The sequence below is a fragment of the Okeania sp. SIO2C2 genome (assembly GCF_010692625.1).
In the GTDB taxonomy this organism is placed as follows: domain Bacteria; phylum Cyanobacteriota; class Cyanobacteriia; order Cyanobacteriales; family Microcoleaceae; genus Okeania; species Okeania hirsuta.
The window spans coordinates 234,411-257,051 of the sequence record NZ_JAAHGM010000004.1 but is presented as its reverse complement, the minus strand read 5'-3'; the positions used below and the strand labels follow the sequence as shown (position 1 = coordinate 257,051).

The following is a 22,641-nucleotide window of genomic DNA, read 5'->3' as shown; positions in this document are numbered from 1 at the left end:
TAGATAATTATTTGAATTTGGTATGATTGTATTAGCCAAAATTCAGATATATAGACATGATTGAGAAATTAGTTTCTGCTAATAACAAATTTGCCTTTCAACTATTTTCAGAAATTCAAAAATATCAGGCCAATGAAAATATTTTTATCTCGCCCATTAGCATAGCGATCGCCCTATCAATGACCTATAACGGCGCTCGGGGAGAAACTCAAACAGCTATGGCAAAAACTTTAAACTTTCAGGGAATGAGTTTAGAAGAAATAAATCAAGCAAATCAACAATTAGGAAATTTGTTAGAGAGTTTAAATGCCGACATTAAGTTAAATATTTCTAACTCAATCTGGACTAAAATCGGAATACATTTTGAGCAAAACTTTCTAAAAATAAACCAAGAAATTTATCAGAGTCAAGTCAGGTAAATTGACTTTGAAAATCTGAAAACTCCAGAAATTATCAATAATTGGATAAAAGATAATACCAAAGGCAAAATAGATCGAATAATTGAAACCCTAGATCTTGATTCAGTCATGGTATTGTTAAATGCTATTTATTTTCAAGGAAACTGGCAAGAAGAATTTGATGATATTTGTACCGTAGACCAGCCTTTTTATCTATCTAATGGAATAGAAAAACAACACCCAACAATGTTGAAATCATCTCAATATTCATATTATGAAAATCAAACTTTTCAAGCCATTAGTTTGCCTTACGGAGAAGGTAGCGTCAGTATGTATGTATTTCTCCCCAAAGAAGAAATAGGATTAGAAAAATTCTATCAAACTTTAAATGAAGAAAATTGGGAAAATTGGATGCTAAAGTTTGAATCTCAAACAGTAACATTAAGTTTACCCAAATTTAAAAATGAATATGAACTTACCCTCAATGACATATTAAAAACTTTGGCAATGGAAATAGCTTTTGACAGAAAGGCAGCAGATTTTTCAGGAATGCGTTCTATTCCACCAAAGTTATATATTGATGAAATTAAACATAAAACATTTGTGGAAGTGAATGAAACAGGAACAGAAGCAACAGCAGCTACCGATATAGTTATGCCAGTAGCACTTTCTATGATGACAAGTCTAGTAGATATGTCTGTTAATCGTCCCTTCTTTTTTGCAATTAGAGATAATAATTCTGGCACTATTCTATTTATGGGAGAAATTACAAATCCAGAAAATTAAGAGTAAGTTTTATACATAATATTTCTCAGGTTAATGAAGTAGACCTATCTTTTTTATTTCCTATTCCCTAGTCCCTAAAACAAGCGAATTTTATACCTAACCAGTATGGGAATTGTTATAGTAGTCTTAAATGATTTATAACAGAAAAGTTAGTAATTTTGAAAATTATATTGATTGTAATTTTTATCAATTGACTCTAGTGAGGTAAAAGAATGTTCAAAGAACTTGTCAATAAATTTTCCGGCATTTCTCCCAAAATGTCTCTAGGAGCAATTATTTTAATTGTAATTCTCGGAGTCTATAACTTACCAGGCAGTACAATAATTTTCAGAAATCGGAAACTTGATACCGATAAATATACAAATCAGAACCAGCAGAAATTAGCCCAAACGGCAGATGAAAATACCATGATAAAATTAGTTAATGCCAATAATAAATTGGGTTTTAAACTATTTTCAGAAATTCAGAAATCCCAATCAGATGAAAATGTTTTTATATCACCAATAAGTATAGCGATCGCTCTATCAATGACCTACAATGGCGCAGCAGGAAAAACTCAAGCAGCTATGGCTAAAACTTTAAACTTTCAGGGAATGAGTTTAGCAGAAGTTAATCAAGCAAATAAGGATTTAGGGATGTTATTAAATAGTTTAAATCCCGAGATTAAATTAAATATTGCTAACTCAATCTGGACTGAAAAGGGAATATCTTTTTCTCCAAATTTTTTGCAAGTAAATCAAGATTTTTATCAGAGTCAGGTAAGAGAAATTGACTTTAACGATCCTGAAAGTCCGAAAATTATCAATAATTGGGTAAAAGACAAAACTGAAGGCAAAATTGAAAAAATTATTCAAGCACTTAATCCTAATGATATCATGGTGTTATTAAATGCTATTTATTTTCAGGGCAATTGGGAAGAACAATTTTCTGAATATTCTACTAAAGAGATGCCTTTTTATTTAGCCAATGGGACTCAAAAACAACATCCAATTATGTTCCAATCGTCAAGACATTTATATTACGAGAATCAATATTTTCAGGCAGTGAGTTTGCCCTATAAAAAAGGTCTGGTTAGTATGTATATATTTCTCCCCAGGGAACAAGTCAGTTTAGAGGGATTTTATCAAGTGTTGAATCAAAAAAACTGGGAAAATTGGATGAAACAGTTTGAAAGTTACGAAGTTAATTTAGGTTTGCCAACGTTTAAAAATGAATATGAAGTGACTCTCAATAATATGTTGAAATCTTTAGGAATGCAAATAGCTTTTCAAGGTGGAGGAGCAGATTTTTCTGGAATGAGTCGTGAGAAGTTATTTATCAGTGAAGTTAAGCATAAAACATTTGTTGAAGTGAATGAAACTGGAACAGAAGCAGCAGCAACTACCAGTGTAAGAATAACATTGGAAAGTGCAGTAATAACTGTCGATATGTTAGTTAATCGTCCTTTCTTTTTTGCCATTAGAGATAATAATTCTGGCACTATTTTGTTTATGGGAGAAATTACAAATCCAGAAAATTAGACTTCTTGCAGAAGTCAGGGAATAGTGAATAGGGAATAGGGGATATAGAAGAAAAAAATGGGAAAAGCAGATCAATTGATTTTCACACCTCACCACTTGAGGAAACAAAGTAGTTACTCCGGAGCTTCCTAAAATGAAATGACTATTGCGACATCCGCAACATTAGGAAAATATCACCACTCACATCTTGAAGCTTCACAAAATGAGAAAAGCAGATCAATTGATTTTCATACCTCACCACTTGAGGAAACAAAGTAGTTACTCCGGAGCTTCCTAAAATGAAATGACTATTGCGACATACGCAACATTAGGAAAATATCACCACTCACATCTTGAAGCTTCACAAAATGAGAAAAGTAGATAAATTGATTTTCACACCTCACCAGTCTAGGAAGTCAAACAGTCAATCATTGAGAAATTAGTTTATGCCAATAATAAATTTACTTTTCAACTATTTTCATAAATTCATAAATCCCAATGATTAATAAATCAAAATTACGAACTTAAGGTAATTAGTTAAAACCACTATCACAGTCACATCATCAGCTACCCTGTAGAGATAATAGATTAAATTAAATATAACCTCTGATTTTTAACAGAATTAAATTATCCCTAACCTTTATACCCCTAAACCTATAATTTCGATTTTTGTAACGGAAAGTTCAACTTAAATATAATGAAATAACCGCTCAACTAAACTTACTCAAAGGTCTGAAAGTCTAGTTATTCGTAGTGGATCAACCACTACAGGGTTAAACGGCAAACCCTTTATTCCTTGGTCCAAGACATCAGGAATTACTTTTTTAATTATATTAAATGACCCATTTACATCTGCATTTAATAATTTATTTTCCCTGGTTTTATACAACCCTCTTGTTACTCTTTTTCCACTAAATTTCGGTTTTTTATCTCCATATTTTGGTAAATTATCCCCATCTAAGCAGCTTGATTGAGATGTATAAGATTCTTCTGTAATTATTACTGTTATTCCTCTTAGTTGGGCTTTATACGTTAACATCTCTATTAACTTATAATGAGGGATATTCACAAATTGTTGATTGTTCTTTTTCCCTAACTTTATTTCTTGTTTCCAATTTTGATTCTGCCCAATGATTAAGATGCCTATTTCATGGTTTACACACCAATCTATTACTCTTTTACTTGCTGTATGGAGATAGTTTCCTCCTCGACAATTTCGTTTGTGAGTTAATTTTTTTACCGATGAGAACTACTTTTATTGTGGCTATTTAATTGATATTATAAACAAGAGCGCTGTTTATTATAAAAGGTATTAATTGCTTTTAATGGTCTGCCTTTAATCAATAGAGGTGCAATTCCTGTTTGATTTGTAGTTACAGCTATTAAGTTATTTACCCCTAAATCTACTCCTGCTATTTGTTGATTTTCTGTTGTTTCCTCCGCTTTTTCATAGACTATTTCTATAAGATAACAGCTACTTTTGGGGATGATTCTGGCTTCTATTATTTCTGTCTGTAAAGTGGGTATTTTTATTTCACTCATCGACAGATGACAAATTCCTTTTTTTAAGGTTTTTTTTGTAAATTGATTCATCTGGATAGGGCAGAATATTTCGGCCTTTTGTTCTATGTTTATATTTGGGGATTTTTGGTTTCCCTAAAAATTTATTTGGCTGTTTTTTCCACACTTTTAAGGCTGCAAAATAACTACTCCAAGCTGAGTCTAATCTTCTGATTATTTGCTTGCTTACCTTAGTAGGTAAAGCTTGATAATCATCCGTCTTAGATACTAGGTGATACAGTTGATTAAAGCTTAGTTTCTTTTTATTTTCAAAGAAATATTGGCGATCATGGTAATTGGCTAAATTGAACAGATTTTTTGACAAAAAAGCCTTGTGGTCTATTTCTGACCACAAATAATGTGATTTGGTAATAACATGACGTTCAACTAGCTTCATATCCTAATTGTAGCTGATAACGACTCAATGAATAGACAACTGAGCAAAATTACTCATTTTAGTTTTATAGCTATAATTATGAGTAAGTTTGATGAACTTTAGATAAGTTTTTGCTTTCTGTATTTACCCCTAACTTAGACCCAAACTAACCATTATCCCTGTTTATGAATAACCCTATATATCCCGGACTAATACTCACTAACCGCTATAAAATAGTCAAACAATTGGGACATGGTGGTTTTGGACGCACCTACCTCGCAGAAGATAACCATCGTTTCCAAGAACCCTGTGTACTCAAAGAATTTGCCCCCCAAGTACACGGTAGTTATGCCTTACAAAAATCCCAAGAATTATTTGAAAGAGAAGCAGGGGTACTTTACAAATTGCGACATCCACAAATACCCGGGTTCCGAGAAATGTTTCGCTTTAAATTAGATGGAGAAGGATACCTATTTTTAGTACAAGATTATGTAGAAGGTAAAACTTATCGTGCTTTGCTAGAAAACCGCAAACGTCAAGGCACTTTTTTTAGCGAAACAGAAGTAACAAAATTTTTACTACAAATATTACCAGTCTTAGAATATATTCATAACTTGGGAGTTATTCACCGCGACATTTCCCCAGATAATATCATTCTGCGAAGCTCCGATAAACTGCCAGTATTAATAGATTTTGGTGGAGTCAAAGAAACAGCAACAAAAGTCGTATCTGAATATGCTCATGGTATTTCGCTCCAAGCAACAAGGTTGGGTAAAGTCGGATATGCACCAGACGAACAAATGCGACTAGGAATGATTAATGCCAACAGCGACTTATATGCTTTAGCAGCAACAATCTTAGTATTACTGACAGGAAAAGAACCCTCTTTTTTAATAGACCCTCACAACTTAACCTTTAACTGGCGCAAGAAAATTAGCATTAGTCCAAGTTTAGGTAATGTATTAGATAAAATGTTAGCTCCTCAACCAAGCGATCGCTATTCCACAGTTAGTCAAGTTATAGCAGAGCTTGAAAATTTTGCTTCTAGCACTGACCTAACACCGACCCAAGCAGCATCAAATGTCATCTCCACTCAACCTATTAGTGCAGATCAAATCTCCAATGTCACAACAACGCCAGTTTCCCAAATTCCAGTTGCAACTAATAACCCTCAAAAATTTTCAATTTGGTCAACAATTTTATTAGTATTAGTAACAATATTTAGCATGGGAGGAATAGGTTGGATAGCTGGTAACTTTTGGTTAGAATACAACTCTAATCAAAAAGATAAAATTGTCAATGATAAACCCAAAAAATTGAGCGATCGCCTCCAAAAATCTGGCATTGAAGAGTCTTTCTTTTTTCCTTTAGTAGATGACTTTTTCTACGCTAAATATCCTCAAAAAAAAGGGCAAACTTTGAGTGATGAAACTTCAGAAGATAAATTATGGAAGTGGCGGTGGTATGAAATAGCAAACCAGTTACTTAACAAACTAGAAACACTAAGTTTAGATGCTCGTCGTAGATTAGGAAATTATAGTAAAGATGACATTTATCGATGGAAGTCTCAACTTAGTAGATTAAACATTAGTAGTACAGCTTTTAATGATTTGACCGATGCTCGATTTTTTTATTTATTCTCAGAACAACCCCGTGGAAAAAACATAATTGGTTTACCAATGGGTCAAATTTGGCAAGCGATCGCTACCGATACAATAAAAGCTTTACAAAATAGAAAATCTTTAGAAGAAATTCGTTTTACACCAGGTTCATTTAGAGAAGTTGTGAATGGTAATTTACAACCAGGAGAAGGTAAAATTTATTTAGCATGGATACAAGCAGACCAAATTTTACGCGTCAGGTTACGAGTTAATTCTCCAGAAGTTTTCTTATCTATTTATCCTCCTGAAAACGATCGTCGTAGGTCTAGAGCGTTAGTAGAAGATCGAAATATAGATCGATGGAGGGGTCAAACTTTCACTTCTGGTTATTATCAATTTGTAGTTGTTTCTAATTCATCTCAACCTATGGAATATACTTTAGGAGTAGCTGCTAGAGATAGAATGAATCGTAGGTATTAGTTTAAGAAGGGGGAGTGGGGCAGTGGGGGAGATGGGGAGTAGTAAACATAAGAATAATATACACTTACTTGCTAATAATCACTCTTAACGTTATTGAATTCTACTAACTACTTAATTATTGAAGTCTTGCATAAGTATAGTAGTTGAAGCAAAGGGCGCGGACAGATAAAAAGCTTAAAACTCAGACAACGTAAGATTTTTCCTTCTACCTTCTACCGTCTACCTTCTGCTATTTAAATCGAAAAGAAGAGGAACAGGGAACAACTTGATAATTTTGATAAAGTAGCTGAAATACTTCTTGATAGTAGGGATATTTTGCCTGAAGTTGAGCGAAAGTTTTTGAATTCATAAATCCTTGAAAAACAATACTATAGGTATCCCAAGAAAAACGGGAATCATCTATTTTGAAATTCCCATCATTATAGGTACGAGAAATAATTCCATTTCCATAGGGAAGTAATATCATGTTCGGATAATCAGTTATAAATAAAATTTAAGGACTGACAGTACCGACGGTATCAAATAAATACTGAAATTGTCTTTACTTTTCTCCAATATTTCCTCTTTTTCTCCAATATTTCCTCCTGACTACTGACTCGGTCCTCCTGAGGACTCACAACATTTATTTATAAGTATTCAACCGAACATGATATAAGAAAGTTTCTTGATAATATTGAGCTTTCTTTTCGAGAATTTCACGATTCACTTTTTCAGAAAGTAATTTAGCTCATCTCGGTTTAAAGACTAAGACATGGAATAACCCACAAGCTGATTGCCCATCATTTTCCATTGGCAGTAAGATTAATTATCATCTTAAATTGAGCGATAATGGCTATTTAATTGTAGCTGAAAAATTTGCTTCTGGAGAGATTTTTTGTCTTGCACCTTCTTTTTTAAGTCCGGCTTTTCCTGTGTCTTGGGGACTATTAATTTTACCTCAAGATAAAGACGATCCTTTTGTAGTTGAGCCACCTATTGGATATGAAGAAATTATCGCTGTTTTTAGTCAAGAAAAACCGCAGTTAGATTGGTTACCTAAACCTGAGGATGAGCCTTTAGAATTGCAAACAGAACATTTAGCAAGTTTGTTGAATCATGTGAATAAAAATCATTATCAATTGATGGGATATAAGTATTTAATTAAAGCCTAAATTTCCGAGAAACCAGATTTCTCACTCAACTTGATACAAAATGAAAACCGACCATATATTTTATCGAATTTTCTAAGACTTACCAGAAACCTTCTTTCAGTTGTGGGGATAATTACCAGGAACCCCCAACGATTATCGTTTTGATTCATTTGCAAAATAAATTTCCTGAATTATTGCCACAATGGGAAGCACAAAACTATCCTTTACAAGAACATTATTTTTGGGGTGCGTGGGTATGTGTAGGCAGGGAATTTAAAAGTTAACTAGCTATCAACTATCAGCTATCAACCTAAAAAATTGTGCATAGAATTAGGTATCTGTTTGCGCAGCATTCCCTCATAAAAGGCTTTTTAAAATTCAACAATTAATAATTACCTTTGCTTAAAAGGGATAGGATGAGCAAAAATATTTTTTGTTCTTATTTATTCTTCAAATAATAACCTTTAAACCTTAATTATTCAGTAATATCATGTCCTGATAATTAGTGATAAAAAACTTTCTCCTGTTCTTCCTCTTTATTCTTCTCTCCTGACTCCTGACCCCTGACTCCTGACTCCTCCCAAGTTCTTGACACTCTCAGAAAAATTATGAGATAATTGGAATAAGAATCAAACTATTATCTGAAAATTAATTATTCACAAAATCAGTTTAGGAGGTCTATGTTAAAATACGCAATTGTTGCTTTGATAACCCTGGAGTTAGTCTTGCTAAGTGCATTAGTTAAAGTGCCCGCTAATGCAAATATTAGAGACCCAGAAATTTTTACTTGGGATTATGCGTCTTTAAGTAATACTCAGGTTGTTTGTAAAAAGGTAGTCTTTCATCCTACAAATCGGTGGATACCAGAATCATCAGATATCGAGCCTATAAATATTAATTCTGTAGTAGTAAATGATAGTTATTGTTCTAACTTAACTAAACCTGTTTAACATCATGTCCAGATGATTATTCTCATAAAAAACTGTAGGGGTATATTTATAGATCGAGAATGTTCTACTTAACAGAAATATTTATGCTTAAATCTACCCCTATCTCAGATATAGAAAAAAATCAGAGAACAAACTTAAAAAAATTGGAAAACCGGGTTTTTGGTGACATAAATCCGGTTTATCTATATGATGTTATAAAATTATGGTAAAGTTCTTATTGTAGATTATATGAGGTAAAAAAAATATGAAATATCGTGTCACTCTTAATCGTAGGGATATAATAGTCGAAGCAGGAAGTAAAGAAGAGGCAGCCGAACAAGCAGCAGGTAAGATTCATCAAGGGGAAAAAATTAACAGGATTAAAGAGGTAGAGTCATCGGAATCTAAGTCTGGCTCTTGGTGGGAAATTTGGTTAGATTAAGTATTGAAGAAGCAAGAAGGAAAAAGGAAGAAGCAAGAATAAAAAAGGAAAAAGTGGATAGCGACAGTGTTCGACAAGCTACTTTGTGTCTACAAACCCCAAGCAATTGTAAACACCGTTTAGATAGCCGGGTATTAAACCCAAAAGAAAAAGATAAATTGACAATATAATAGGGTTTTGCATATTGATTAAGTACATTAACTAGACTACATTTTTGCTCTATATTAAGCCAAAAAATTAAAAGCTAATATCTTACTGCTAATGACTATAATTTAGGCATGAGGTTAAGAGATTTGAGAAAAATTTTATTTTTTCTATTACCCGATCGCCTCCCCCATTTTATAATTGAAATTCACTCTAAAAAGTTGTCAGTTGATGGATAATTATACAGCAATAATCAATAATAGATTGAGGTTACTTAACATATATAAAATATCAAAAAAATGTTTCCTAATTATCAAAAATTTTACACAATTTAGCTTAAGTAATTATCATAAAATATCCTCTCTTTCCGGTCTAACAAAGGACTAATTCTTAGGATGAAAATTAGCGGCAAACAACAACCTTTAGTTACTGTTTTTTTATTAACCTTGGTAAGTATAGCTTACTGTAGTTTACTGGTGAGTGAAGCAAAAAGTCAAACTCCTAAATTACTATCTCAAAACGAATATCCTCAAGATTTTACGGAGGTTTATCAAGCAAGTTGTAAGATTAATGCTGTGACAAAAGGATTATCAACAGAACAAGCTGAAACGCTATGTGATTGTACCCTGAATCAGTTTCAATCTAAATATACCTTAGAAAAATTTCAGAAATTAATGAACAAAGCAGCAAAGGAGGAAGCGCCAGAAGAATTAATAGAAGTTGGAGAGATTTGTGCTGAAGAGTTAATAAATTAGGTGATATATGTTCAACAATTAATAATTAATAATTAATAATTAATAATTAATAATTACCTCTCCTTGAAAACGGATAGGATTGATTCAAAGGAAAATTTTTCTTCTCTTGGTCGATTGGATATGGCGAGGAGACCCGTTCTTGCAGACCCGCTCCGAAGATCGCCATCCCTCGACCGCTTATTATCCCCTTAAAAGGGGAAGCTTTAAACCAAAATTTTTCGGTAATTCAAAAATTAATACTTACAGCATATTTCGGGCAAATGAGGTACAGGGTAAATGATGAAAATATTGTAGTGAGGCAATCTAGCCATCTTCGGGGTGTACCTCACGGGCAACGGGAAGCGCTGTATCTCTGGTGAAAATTATCAGAAAATTATTAAGATTGGCTAATAGGATTTTTGGCGTTGCTGATTTGAGATATGATATCATGTCCGGATAAGAGGGCGAGCAAAAATTTTCTCTTTCTTTATTCCCTCCTGACTCCTGACTCCTGACTCCTGACTCCTAAGTAATTTAAGATTAATATGGTACACTAATTCAGCAACGCTCAAAAATGAAACAATCTACAGCAAAAAATCTACGACAGCGCTGGAATATTTCCAGATGGGCGATCGCTAAACCATGGTTAACTATTTGTTTTTGGTTAAGTGTAGTAATAGCAGGTTTTTTTGCCTTTAGTAGTCTCAAATATGGCTTATTTCCAGAAGTCAGTTTTCCAGTAGTGGTAGTACAAGCAACAGCAAATTTTGACAATACTATCGAAACAGAAACGCAAATTACAACTCCCATCGAAAAAGCTGTTAAAATCCTCGAAACAAAAGGGATGTATGAATTACGCTCCTCAACATATCCAGGTCAAGCAGTTATCAACATAGCTTTTACTACCCTAAACAATTTAAAATCAGCAACAGCAGATGTGGAAACTGCTCTCAAACAAGTACCTCTCCCTCCAGAAACTAATTTAGACATAATCAGTCTTGACCTCAATGAGTCAGCAGCAATTAGCTACGCCATTATTAGTGACAGTAAAACTCTCAGAGAATTAACTGCCATTGCTCAAAATCAAATTATTCCTACTATTTCAAAATTACCGGAAGTTTTAAAAGTCAACCTACTTGGTGACGCTTCCTTAAAACAAAAAGATACTGACACATTGCTCCCTAACACTTTCCCAACTTTAGTCAGTTTCAATCATAAAAATGCCATAGCTTTCCAAGTAGTAAAACGTGCTGATGCCAATACATTAGAAGCTGTAAGTAAAGTAGAAGCAACCGTAGCAAAAATGCAGTCTGACTTGCCAGAAATAAAACTCGCCTTAGCAGAAACTCAAGCAGACTATATTCAGGAAGCAACCCAAGCTACTATTGATGCTTTATTATTAGCAATTATTCTAGCAGTAGCAGTCATTTTTCCATTTTTACGGAATTTCCCTGCCACCATAATTACAGCTTTAGCAATACCTATTTCTCTATTAGGTACTTGTATTGTCATGGCAATATTTGGATTTAACCTAGAAACTATTACCCTCCTTGCCTTAGCAATAATAATTGGAATTATTGTTGATGATGCTATTGTAGATGTGGAAAACATTGCCAGACATCTCGAAGCAGGAGAAACTCCCAAACAAGCGGCCATCAATGGTACTGATGAAATAGGTTTAACTGTTGTTGCTTCTACCTGCACTATTGCCGCAGTATTTCTCCCAGTCGCTTTTATGGGGGATACCCTTGGTCAATTTTTTCAACCCTTTGGTTTAACAGTTTCCGCCGCAGTATTAATTTCTTTATTAGTCGCCCGCACTTTATCCCCAGTATTAGCAGTGTGGTGGTTAAATGAAGTCAGAAGTCAGAAGTCAGAAGGCAGAAGGCAGAAGGCAGAAGGCAGAAGGCAGAAGGCAGAAGGAAATAATAATGAAGTTAAAAGTTATCTGACACAAGATGGTTTATTAAATCAAACACCAATTAGAAGTCAGAAGTCAGAAGGAAATTATGATGAAGTCAGAAGTCAAGAGTTAGAAGAAAATAATAATGAAGTCAAAAGTTATTTGAAACAAGATGGTTTATTCAATCAAACACAAAAGTGGGAGAACACTTTATCCAATCAATACCAAAAATTACTTAACTGGTCCCTAGACCATCGAAAAATTGTTATAGCAATAGCTTTACTCAGTTTCATTCTTGGTGTGGCAATGATTCCTCTAATCCCTAAAGGTTTAGTACCCCAACTAGACCGAGGAGAATTTAATATTACCTACACTTACCCTCTACCTAATTTTGCTAAAAATACTGAAAGTGTTCCTCCACCCCAAGCAAATCAAGCACCTGCCAATAACTCAATTTTTCCTGAAGGAGCATTTAATTGGATTAGCGGTCTAACTCAATCTCCCACTAGAATCTTATTAAGAAAATCTCGTAGAGTAGCGCAACAGATCGAGGAAATTGTTTTATTCTCCCCAGAAGTAGAATCAGTTTTTAGTATTGCAGGTTTCCAAGGCGAACCAAATCGTGGTAAAATATATGTAAAACTCAAAAAAGAGCGATCGCTCACTACTGCCCAAATACAAAAGCAAACTCGTAAAGCTTTATCTGAGTTAAAAAATATTAGTGTTAGTGTGGAGGATATTCCATTTGTTGAGACTGGTGCCGGAAAACCTTTTGAGGTAATGTTATTAGGAGATAATCGAGAAATAATCTACAATACAGCTCAAAAAATTCAAACTCAAATTGCCAAATTACCAGGATTTGTCGATTTAACTATAGCGCCTCAGTATAATAATTTCGATAACCCCATGGAAATAACTCACCGCGGTCAAAAGCAGGTTATCTATATTACGGCTAATCTCTCTAATGGTTTAGGATTAGGAAATGCTATAGATTTAGCAGTAGAAATAGCTCAACCAATTTTACCTCCTGGTGTCAAGTTAGACTTAGGTGGAGATTCTTTGAGAATAGGGGAAGTCTTTAGTAGTTTTTTTGTGACTTTAGGTTTCTCTGTTGTATGTATGTTGACAGTCTTAGTGTTACTTTTTGGTAGATTTTTAGAACCTTTGGTAGTAGGTTTGTGTTTGCCTTTATCTATTGTGGGGGCAATGTTAGGATTATTATTTACTCAGAGTGATTTTGGTGTTATTTCCCTGCTTGGTCTAATTTTTCTCCTCGGTTTACTGGATAAAAATGCTTTGTTATTGATGGATTATATTAATCAACTGCGTCAGTCAGGATTAGACCGTAGACAAGCTATTTTGCAAACTGGGTTAGTGCGACTGCGACCCATTTTAATGACAACAAGTTCGACAGTTTTAGGAATGTTGCCGATCGCCTTGGGATTAGGAGCAGGAGCAGAATTACGACAACCTCTAGCTGTGGCAATTATTGGAGGGTTAATTACTTCTACTTTGTTGAGTTTAATTGTAGTTCCTGTGTTGTACACTTTATTAGAAGATTGGTGGAAATTGAAATTATCAGGACTTACGCAAAGACACTATATATAGTGCATAGTAATTTTGGCTATCTTCACTAATAGTTTTGTGCGATCGCTTGAGTTTTAATTAAAAAAACTTCAGCTATTCAAGTTAAACAAGTTTCATTTTAATTGAAGGATATTTCAATTCTGAGACTAGATAATCTGATAACAATTCATGCTTAACTTGATAAATAGTTTTTCCTATTTTTACAGCCAACCTTTTTAAAAAAATCCACACCAACATCGCACAAGCAATATGATTTTTTTGAATTTTACCCAGACGACATTGGCAAAATTTTAGACCTGTTAATTGCTTAATTTCTCTATGGAATTATTCAATTTTCCATCTAATTTGAGACTCAAACTCTACAGCATCTACTGAAGATTGACTTAAGTCATTAGTTACAATGTATTCTGTTCTATTGGTAGAAATAGTTGCCCAGAATAGCTGAATTTTTTTATCTCTTGGAAACCCTTTAATTTTAATTATTTTACCTGATATTTTTTCTGATTTGTTCCAAGTTAATTCTCCAATATTTTTATATTTTTCTACACCGCCAGTATCATCGACTAAACGATTTATTTTTAATGGACAATAATAAATTTTCCCTAAATTCTCTATCAAGGCCATTAACCTTTGTGTTGCATACCAACTATCCATTAATAGAGTTTTAAATGGTAGTTTTTGATGGTTTACAGCATGAAAAATCATTTCTTCAACATGATCAAACTCACGTTTTTTTGTCAGTATCTGGATCATAAATTCTATAATCTATTATCCAAAAATGTTCACTTTTAGGATGGAAATAAATACAGTGAACTACTCCTATTCCTCGAATTACTTGATGTTCGTTACCACTATATTGTCTGCGAACAATTTCAATTTTATCAGATAACTTCTTATTAATAACTGTATCATCGAAAATTAGATAACCTTCTTTGTCGGTCACAATTTCTTCTTTGACATTTCGCCATAAATCTAGAGAGTTTAAATTTGCTATTCTTAAATAGCGATTAATTGTATCATGGCTAATCTTTTCTAGATGATTTGCCAAATTTGTGATGGTATAGTTTGTTTGATAATTGAGTAAATATTGACAGTAATCAACATAGGTAAAATTCATATTTTATACATTTATACAATAATCAAATTATCTAACAATTACATTTTTAGGCTGAATTTATTTAATAAATTTTAACAATGTTTACCAAAAACTTATGCTCTGATTACTACTAGAAAACGACTGGTATTTAAGATAGTATATATTGCCAAAAACTATGAACTAGAATCGAACCTACTTAAATAAGAAGATACGCTACATATAGCGTACCTGCGTAAGTCCTGATTATATCATGTCCGGTTGAATAGTTATAAATAAATGACGGAGGAGTCAGTCCTCAGTCCTCAGTCCTCAGTCCTCAGGAGGGAAGAAAGAAGGAAGAAGCAAGAAAAAAGAGGAGGAAAAGGAGAAAGTTTTTTTGATCACGCTCTTATCCGGACATAATATTAGAGGGCAATTCATTTAAGTAGACTACAAAATTATTTTAGGTTAGGGAGTAGGGAGTAGGGAGTAGGGAGTAGTAGAATGCTTTGAGCACTGTAGTCTATCTATTTATTCTTATGTTTACTTTTACCCTACTCCCCCGCTCAAGAAAATGTAGCAAACATTTATCACCCTTGGTATTAAAACTCTCTCTTCTTCACTCCTGACTCCTGACTTCTGACTCCTCTCTTCATGATATCAATTGAGCTTCATACAAATTTATAAAATTTTAAACTTTTGTGTAGTTTTAGCTACATTTTTTGATGTTTCTGCCACCATGAAAAAATAAACAATCTTTAAAAAACTAATTTTCTCAAACGGAGTTGAAAAATATGGATGCTCAAAAATTCCTGAGTCGCTACTCTATAGGAAAACGTTATTTTCGAGGAGTTTGTCTCAGTAATGCAAATCTGCGTGGGGTAAAACTGACTATGATTAATCTAAATCAAGCTGATTTAAGTGGGATTGACTTAAGTCGGGCAAAACTAAGTGGAGCTGAGTTAAGTCAAGCAAATTTATCTGGTGCCGATCTTAGTTATGCAGACTTGCGTAGCGCGAATTTAAGTGATGTTAATCTAATCGGTGCTGACTTGACAGGAGCAAACCTAGCACGAGCTAATCTGAATCGAGCAGATCTGCGTAGTACTAACCTTACTGGTGCAGACTTAATTGGAGCAAACCTGAATGAAGTAGAAATGAGTGGCGCAGATTTGACCGCAGCAAATGTTAATCAAGCAGAATTAAGTGCAGCTAGCTCTCATTTAGGTGTTTCTCGCAAGTGGGTGACTTGGGCAGGAAGCCATTAGATTTTTATTAAAAAGTATCAAATTTGAGGTTATATCAAATCCGGTAGCATCGGTATAAAATCTTTTGAAGATAGGAGTCAGTCCTCAGGAGTCAAGAGGAAAAACAGTTATAGCAATTCCCATGCTGGTGAGGTCAAAATTCGTTTGTTGTGGGGGAGTAGGGAGTAGTAATTCGGGAAACAGAGAATAGCGGTGCGACCCCGCAACAACGACAGTCGCAAGGAGGCGCGCACCAAGAGAGAAAAGAAGAAAAACACCAGTACCTCAGTAGTCTGAGAAACGCTATATCAAGATTTCCTAATGGTGAAGATGGACAATATTTTTATACCTAATTAAACGGATTTGATATTACTAAAAATATCCCACGCCATTCGACGTGGGTTTCTAGTATTGCCAATCAAACCCTTGTAATACCTATACAAAAATTAAGTTTCCGGAGATATATCTTGAATATGGTTGTTTTTCCATGTTATATCATGTCCAGTCGCATCGGAGCGTGTATAGAATTAAGTTTCAATTGAAAGAAATCCTTCAGCATAGCTGCCTTATGCCTTCTGCCTTTCCTACACCAAAGCATAAGTATTCAAGCGGACATAATATTATTTCCTTAAAATTCAAACTTTGAGGTTTGGAAAAAGGTGATATACTTAATAAAATAGGCAGTAATAACGTAATCATCGTCGTATAAAAAAATTTTTCGAGCATGAAGCAACTCCTGAAAATTTTTCGGCCACTATTATATTATATATATTAGTAAATATCCACTATTTTAGAATCCCGAACCTCTTTTACCGTTGGGCATAATTGTCCACCAATTAGTTTTTGCCATATCTAGTTGTTTCTGATTTACCATTGCATTATCAAGATTAGTACCACACAGATTTGCTCCTTGTAAATTCGCACCATTCAGATAAGCATTTGTCAGGTCTGCATCCCGCAGATCGCATCCTGCCAAACTAGCTGTACTTAAATAAGCCTTTGTCAAATTTGCATTTTTGAGAGTAGTATTAGTTAAATTAACATGACCAAGATTAGCATGGGACAAATCTGCACCTTGCAAATTACTTTGATGTAAATTAGCTCCATAAAAATTAACTCCAGACAACTTGGCATTACGCAAATTCAAGCGACTTAAATTACAATCAGGAAAATCTCTTCTACCTTTAGCATAAGCACTACGCAACGTTGCAGCAGTCCATTTATCGGGAGTTTGAGAATTTAATCCAGTTGTCTTTTTTGCAGAAATCGTCGTCAAATATCCTTTAGAAACTTCTTTGCTCATCTTCATCTGAGGTCGAGATCGAGTTGTAGGTTTCCTTTCTAAACGAGTTTTGCGTTCTCGAATTTTTTGAGCAATTTGATTATTAGTAGACATCCAGGAAAAATCATTTTCATTGTCATTAAAAACTGTGGACTCTTCTCTAAATACATTATTTAGACTATTATCTGGAATTAGTTCAACCTGTTTGTTCTCAGATTCTTTTTTCTTCAATGATGTTAAAAGTTCTTCTGCTGACTGGAAGCGATGTCGCACAGAAACTTCTAGCATTTTCTCCAATATTTCCCCAAACCAGTCGCTAATATTAACAAGAGGACGCCAGAGAATTTCACCATTGATCTGATCGTAACCAAGGCTATTTGGAGTTTTTCCTGTCAGCAGAAAAATGCAAGTTACTCCTAGGGCATAAATATCACTTGCGTATACAGGTCGCAAAGCCATTTGTTCTGGTGGAGCAAAACCAGAAGTACCAATAGAAATATTTGTAAAAGCAGTTTCTCCTGTACCACCACTGGCAAGATGAGTTTGATTAACATGATCTTTGACTGCACCGAAGTCGATCAGAACTAAATGACCATCCTGACTCCGCCGAATGATATTAGCAGGTTTAATGTCTCGGTGAATTACTTCCTGACTGTGGATATAACTTATTACTGGCAATATCTCGATCAAAAAGTGTTTAACTTGTTCTTGATTAAGTAAACCCTGTTTTTTGACTTCCTGTTTTAATGTTGAGCCACTTACATATTCTTGAACTAAATAAAAATGTTTCTTCCACTCAAAATAACCCAATAATCTAGGTATTTGGGGATGATGGCCAATTTTACCCAGGGTTTCAGCTTCTCGCTCAAATAGTCTTCGCGCCATGTCTAATACATTTGGCGTAGTTGTCGATGGACGCAATTCCTTGATTACACAAATTGGATCTCCTGGCAAGGAAGTATCCTTAGATAAAAAAGTTGCTCCAAATCCTCCTTTACCAAGAGGTTGAATAATTTGATAGCGATCGCGCAAAACCAACTCTGAACCACAAGCTTGACAGCGATTTAAACTATTTGGGTTCTGAGGTTGAGCACAGGCAGGATTTATACAGTAGCTCATATTATACAAAAATATTAATTTGAATTTTTCTTTGAATGACCAATCTCTTCACACTAATTTCACTAAACAAAGGCCAATTTATTTTGATTTACACAAAGCTTATTATCTAAAATTTCATACATTTATCCTAGTCCCGGTTTGATGAGTCCAGATATATAGTTATATATTTTTCCTAACAAGAGATAGGTATGTTACACATTTGATTGATTAGATTGATTTTAAATCATTAACTTAATAATCTAGATATATTACATTATACTTATGTAATAGTAAGATGATAATATGTAATAGTAAAATGATAATATGATTAAATTTTATAGTTATTTTGCAAAATAATCTCAAATCACAAAATTCTTGATTAAGATTAAGTTTATCTCTAAATCAAATATTTCCATAATCAGAAAAGGTATTTTAGTCAGGACAGAAAAGTAGAAGCATCAAATATTAAAAATCAAAAGTAGCAATCCGTAATACTAATGAGTTACTCGAAAGCATTAATATGATTTTTGATTTCTGTATCTGCAACCTCCACAAAAGTCAAAAGAAGATAAATATAAGTGAAAAATTTTAACTAATAATCATTTGAGTGAATTAGTAATTAATAAAGATTAATAAAGTGACAAATGTTACTTTTACCTTTTGTGATCCTGGAAGAAGAATTTAGAAGTCAGGAAAAGGATATAACGGTTAAAGGAAGTATTGGCATACAGAATTAATTAGTGGAAGGTTAAGGCCAACTACTAACTAAATACTACCAAATTAATGATTTGTTGGGAGTCTTAAACTAACTTATTCCCCTCCCATGCCCAAAGTTTAAGTACCTGTCTAAATACTACCAAATTAATGATTTGTTGGGAGTCTTAAACTAACTTATTCCCCTCCCATGCCCAAAGTTTAAGTACCTGTGAAAATTAATTTCACATTTAATTGAGGTCGGGAAAAGGGAATAGTAAGGCAAACAAACCTCCATTGATGATAGAACAGATAGCGGTTTCTTTGCCATATCCCATTGACCATAAAGACCGACGATAAATTAAAAGTTCGACAATGACCCCACCCACCAGAGAGATAAAATGTTACTTGAAGTTATAAATATGGCCTAAGAGCAAATATCTTGCTCTACTGTGCCTCAAGATCGGGAATTATTAAAGAATGCGTATCTCTCTGAACTGGTTGCGGGAACTGGTAGACATCAAAATTTCTCCAGAAGAATTAGCCGAAACTCTGACAATGGCAGGCTTCGAGGTAGAAGAAATAGAAGATCGAAGCACCTGGGCAACTGGGGTAGTCGTAGGAAAAATATTAGAAGCTAATAAGCATCCTAATGCTGATAAACTTAAAGTTTGCCAAGTAGATATTGGCAAAGCAGAGCCATTAAATATTGTCTGTGGAGCGTCTAATGCTAAAGCAGATATTTATGTGCCAGTAGCAACTATTGGTACTTATTTGTCGAAAATTGACTTAAAAATTAAAAAGAGTAAACTGCGAGGTGTCCCCTCTGAAGGGATGATTTGCTCCTTAGCAGAATTGGGCTTAACAAAAGATGCTGAAGGAATTCATATCTTTGAGTTAGAAAATCCTCAGTTAGGCAGTGATGTTCGGCCTTTACTTGGTCTAAATGATGTCATTTTAGACTTGACAACAACAGCAAATCGTGCTGATGCTTTGAGTATGATTGGTGTTGCTCGAGAAGTGGCGGCCTTGACAGGAGCATCTCTGAGAATACCAGAAGCTTCTGGCGCTCTGATTACAGAGCAAGAAAGCTCTAGTAGTCTGAAAATAGATATCTCAGAGTCGGCAGCTTGCCCGATCTATATTGGTACTTTTATTGAAGGAGTAAAAATTAGTCCTTCACCAGGATGGTTAAAACAACGATTGGATGCTGCAGGTATTCGGTCTATCAATAATGTAGTAGACGTTACTAACTATATTTTGTTAGAGTGGGGTCAACCACTTCATGGGTTTGACCTAGACAAGCTAATAACCCTGACAGGTAATGAGCAGTTGACAATAGGAGTTCGTTATGCAAAACCTGACGAATCTCTCACTACCTTAGATAGTCAAAAGCGCACCCTGGAAGCTGAAACTTTATTAATTACGGCCAATGACAAACCAGTTGCTTTAGCTGGAGTAATGGGTGGAGAAGAAACGGAAGTTAATGACAAGACCACAAACATATTATTGGAAGCAGCAATTTTTGCTCCGATCGCTATCCGTCGTTCAGCTAGGACTCAAGGTCTACGCACAGAAGCATCAACTAGATATGAACGTGGGGTTAATCACGCTGAATTAGCATTGGCCTGCCGTCGTGCTATTATGTTGATTACCGAATTAGCTGGTGGAAATACTACTACCCAAGAAACTTTTAGCACCGCAGGAGACCACCTGACAGTAACTCGTGAACTATCCCTGCGTCTCAAACGAATTAATGAAATTTTAGGACCGCTGAAGCGCGGAGAAGGTACTCTGTATGAATCTTTTCTCCAACCAGAAGAAGTGGAAGGTATTCTCACATCTTTAGGATGTGGTTTAATTAGATCGGAGACTACAGAAGAAGTAGTTTGGAATGTGACAGTACCTCCGTATCGTTATCGAGATTTAGAACGGGAAATAGATCTTATAGAAGAAGTCGCCCGTTTGTATGGATATGATAACTTCTGCGAAACTCTACCAAGTAAAAGTGCTGCGGGTTATTTACCACCGGAACAGTCTGCTGTGCTTAATCTCAGGGCAGCTTTCCGCGGAGCAGGGTTAACAGAATTGATGCACTATTCTTTGGTTAAGCAAGGTGGAGAAAATCAAATAGCGATCGCTAACCCTCTGTTTGTGGAATATTCTGCTCTCCGTACAGAATTATTAAGCGGACTTATTGATGCTTTTCAATATAATCTCGAACAAGGAAATGGAGCATTAAATGGGTTTGAAATAGGTCGTACTTTCTGGAAGCAGGGAGAAAAATTTGAGGAAGCAGATGCGATCGCTGGCATTATGGGTAATGCTCCCAAGAGTTGGACTCTAGGTGGTCGGGAACAACCTTTAAGTTGGTTTGAAGCTAAAGGTATTTTGACACAAGTGTTTGAACGACTCTATTTAGTAGTTGAGTATAAACAAAGCTCAGAAAATCCTTTGTTGCATCCAGGGAGAACAGCGTCTTTATGGTTGGAGGGTAAGTCACTCGGTGTATTCGGGCAATTGCATCCTCAACTACGACAGGAGCGAGAGTTACCAGATGAGGTTTATGTTTTTCAACTAAATTTAGAGGTACTTTTGTCAGTGATGACTCAAGCAGATATGTTGAGGCGTAAGTTTAGTGGTTATTCTACGTTCCCACCTGCTGACCGAGATATTGCTTTCTTTGTGTCAGTTGAGGTGTCTGTGAATGAGATTAAACAGGTAATTTCTGAGTCTGCTGGAAAGTTATTAGAGTCAATAGAATTATTTGACGAATATCGGAGTAAAAATGTACCGGAGGGTCAAAGGAGTTTAGCATTTCGATTAATCTATCGGATGAGCGATCGTACTCTTACTGATGCAGATATCGATCCAATTCAGCAAAAGGTACGAGATGCTTTGGTTGATCAATTTCAAGTAAATCTCAGAAGTTAATATTTGTGAGTTATTGTTGGTAGTTTATCATCAACATCAAAATGATGAATTATCAACAATAAATAGGGTTTGCTGAAAAAGTCTTTTAGTAGGGGGTAGGAGACAGGAGACAGGAGACAGTAGAAATGGGAATGAGCGAGGAGATAGGAATAAGAATTGTCCCTTGATTTTTCTGCCAAACTATGCGCCTAAAATACGCTCCTTTTTGAGCGTTTTATACCAAATTCACGCAAAGGCAGTTACATCTTAATTTGTGATTTATTCTTAAAATAAAAAATTATAAATTCCATAAATTCTAAAATTTCCACCTTTTTTCCTCTTTAATATTTATGTTTTTCTTTCTCTGTTCCCAGCTCCGGTGTTCCCAGTTAAGTGTGTCCTCACGCTTTGCAATATTTTATGAAATTGGTATTAGACTGAAACAAGCGCACTTTTTTCGTTCCTAAAAAGGCTAAAACCAATATCATTCAATGCTTTGATATTTTATCAGCAAGCCCTAAATACATCTATAGATATCTCCAGAAAAGAGGGAATAGGGAATAGGGAATAGGGAGAAATTTATCAGAACCTTAACCAAATTATCAGCTTATATCTGTAGCTATTTTTTCATTAATAGATTAATATTAAGACAGTTAATATAATATTTATTGTTCAAACTTCTGAATAATTACGAAGTTTAATTATCCTAATTTAGACAACTTGAATACCATCAAGTAAAATGTAATTTTATGAATATTGATAAC

General features: G+C 34.6%; 16 protein-coding genes and 3 pseudogenes. 11 read left to right on the top strand and 8 right to left on the bottom strand.

The genetic code is table 11. The annotated features are described in order from the left end of the window. The first annotated feature begins 56 nt into the window (after positions 1–56). Together F6K18_RS04655 and F6K18_RS04650 are read left to right on the top strand one after the other, a co-directional pair. Positions 57–1,184: pseudogene (locus tag F6K18_RS04655) on the top strand (serpin family protein). 212 nt (positions 1,185–1,396) lie between these two features. Then, positions 1,397–2,704 (top strand): serpin family protein, encoded by a 1,308-nt coding sequence (locus F6K18_RS04650; RefSeq protein WP_287519082.1) that lies wholly within the window; start codon positions 1,397–1,399, stop codon positions 2,702–2,704. Positions 2,705–3,407: 703 nt separating this feature from the next. On the opposite strand, the pseudogene F6K18_RS04645 reads toward F6K18_RS04650, so the two are convergent. The 3 genes and pseudogenes from F6K18_RS04645 to F6K18_RS04635 form a co-directional block, all read right to left on the bottom strand. Next, positions 3,408–3,869: pseudogene (locus F6K18_RS04645) on the bottom strand (IS200/IS605 family accessory protein TnpB-related protein); the annotation flags it as partial. A 92-nt stretch (positions 3,870–3,961) separates the two neighbouring features. Further along, positions 3,962–4,225: a transposase gene (locus F6K18_RS04640; RefSeq protein WP_287519080.1), complete on the bottom strand. Its 264-nt coding sequence runs from the start codon at positions 4,223–4,225 to the stop codon at positions 3,962–3,964. Further along, positions 4,218–4,640 (bottom strand): transposase, encoded by a 423-nt coding sequence (locus F6K18_RS04635; protein ID WP_287519079.1) that lies wholly within the window; start codon positions 4,638–4,640, stop codon positions 4,218–4,220. The genes F6K18_RS04640 and F6K18_RS04635 overlap by 8 nt, the downstream gene beginning before the upstream one ends. Before the next feature lie 164 nt (positions 4,641–4,804). On the opposite strand from F6K18_RS04635, the gene F6K18_RS04630 reads away from it, so the two are divergent. Continuing rightward, positions 4,805–6,700, top strand: coding sequence for a serine/threonine-protein kinase (locus tag F6K18_RS04630; RefSeq protein ID WP_287519077.1), 1,896 nt, complete (start codon positions 4,805–4,807; stop codon positions 6,698–6,700). A 229-nt stretch (positions 6,701–6,929) separates the two neighbouring features. Here F6K18_RS04630 and F6K18_RS04625 read toward each other — a convergent pair whose 3' ends face one another. Further along, positions 6,930–7,166: a hypothetical protein gene (locus F6K18_RS04625; protein WP_287519075.1), complete on the bottom strand. Its 237-nt coding sequence runs from the start codon at positions 7,164–7,166 to the stop codon at positions 6,930–6,932. Positions 7,167–7,392: 226 nt separating this feature from the next. Here F6K18_RS04625 and F6K18_RS04620 point away from each other — a divergent pair, with 226 nt between their 5' ends. From F6K18_RS04620 to F6K18_RS04600, 5 genes are all read left to right on the top strand, one after another. Then, positions 7,393–7,851: a DUF4384 domain-containing protein gene (locus F6K18_RS04620; RefSeq protein WP_353735013.1), complete on the top strand. Its 459-nt coding sequence runs from the start codon at positions 7,393–7,395 to the stop codon at positions 7,849–7,851. 659 nt (positions 7,852–8,510) lie between these two features. After that, positions 8,511–8,780, top strand: coding sequence for a hypothetical protein (locus tag F6K18_RS04615; protein WP_287276870.1), 270 nt, complete (start codon positions 8,511–8,513; stop codon positions 8,778–8,780). Between the two features lie 244 nt (positions 8,781–9,024). Continuing rightward, the gene (locus F6K18_RS04610) at positions 9,025–9,201 is read left to right on the top strand and encodes a hypothetical protein (protein WP_161564687.1); all 177 of its coding nucleotides are present in this window, start codon (positions 9,025–9,027) and stop codon (positions 9,199–9,201) included. Beyond that, a complete protein-coding gene (locus tag F6K18_RS04605; RefSeq protein WP_124147055.1) occupies positions 9,189–9,371 on the top strand; it encodes a hypothetical protein in 183 nt (60 codons plus the stop codon). Before F6K18_RS04610 ends, F6K18_RS04605 begins: the two co-directional genes overlap by 13 nt. A 369-nt stretch (positions 9,372–9,740) precedes the next feature. Further along, positions 9,741–10,100 carry a hypothetical protein gene (locus F6K18_RS04600; RefSeq protein ID WP_124147054.1) on the top strand — a complete coding sequence of 120 codons (360 nt, stop codon included), beginning with the start codon at positions 9,741–9,743 and terminating at the stop codon, positions 10,098–10,100. A 425-nt stretch (positions 10,101–10,525) separates the two neighbouring features. Here F6K18_RS04600 and F6K18_RS04595 read toward each other — a convergent pair whose 3' ends face one another. Then, on the bottom strand, positions 10,526–10,651 hold the full coding sequence (locus F6K18_RS04595) for a hypothetical protein (RefSeq protein WP_287519073.1): 126 nt from the start codon (positions 10,649–10,651) through the stop codon (positions 10,526–10,528). A gap of 2 nt (positions 10,652–10,653) precedes the next feature. Here F6K18_RS04595 and F6K18_RS04590 point away from each other — a divergent pair, with 2 nt between their 5' ends. Further along, positions 10,654–13,590 carry an efflux RND transporter permease subunit gene (locus F6K18_RS04590; RefSeq protein ID WP_287519070.1) on the top strand — a complete coding sequence of 979 codons (2,937 nt, stop codon included), beginning with the start codon at positions 10,654–10,656 and terminating at the stop codon, positions 13,588–13,590. 81 nt (positions 13,591–13,671) lie between these two features. Here the strand turns inward: F6K18_RS04590 and F6K18_RS04585 are convergent. Next, positions 13,672–14,686, bottom strand: a pseudogene (locus F6K18_RS04585) (transposase). A gap of 752 nt (positions 14,687–15,438) precedes the next feature. On the opposite strand from F6K18_RS04585, the gene F6K18_RS04580 reads away from it, so the two are divergent. Further along, positions 15,439–15,912 carry a pentapeptide repeat-containing protein gene (locus F6K18_RS04580; protein WP_124147052.1) on the top strand — a complete coding sequence of 158 codons (474 nt, stop codon included), beginning with the start codon at positions 15,439–15,441 and terminating at the stop codon, positions 15,910–15,912. A 769-nt stretch (positions 15,913–16,681) separates the two neighbouring features. On the opposite strand, the gene F6K18_RS04575 is transcribed toward F6K18_RS04580, so the two are convergent. Together F6K18_RS04575 and F6K18_RS04570 are read right to left on the bottom strand one after the other, a co-directional pair. Beyond that, on the bottom strand, positions 16,682–18,292 hold the full coding sequence (locus F6K18_RS04575; RefSeq protein WP_287519067.1) for a serine/threonine-protein kinase: 1,611 nt from the start codon (positions 18,290–18,292) through the stop codon (positions 16,682–16,684). A gap of 923 nt (positions 18,293–19,215) precedes the next feature. After that, positions 19,216–19,353, bottom strand: a complete 138-nt coding sequence (locus F6K18_RS04570) for a hypothetical protein (protein WP_287519065.1) — start codon at positions 19,351–19,353, stop codon at positions 19,216–19,218. Between the two features lie 91 nt (positions 19,354–19,444). On the opposite strand from F6K18_RS04570, the gene pheT reads away from it, so the two are divergent. Beyond that, entirely contained in the window at positions 19,445–21,898 is a 2,454-nt protein-coding gene (gene pheT / locus F6K18_RS04565; RefSeq protein ID WP_287519063.1) for a phenylalanine--tRNA ligase subunit beta, read from the top strand. Positions 21,899–22,641 lie beyond the last annotated feature (743 nt).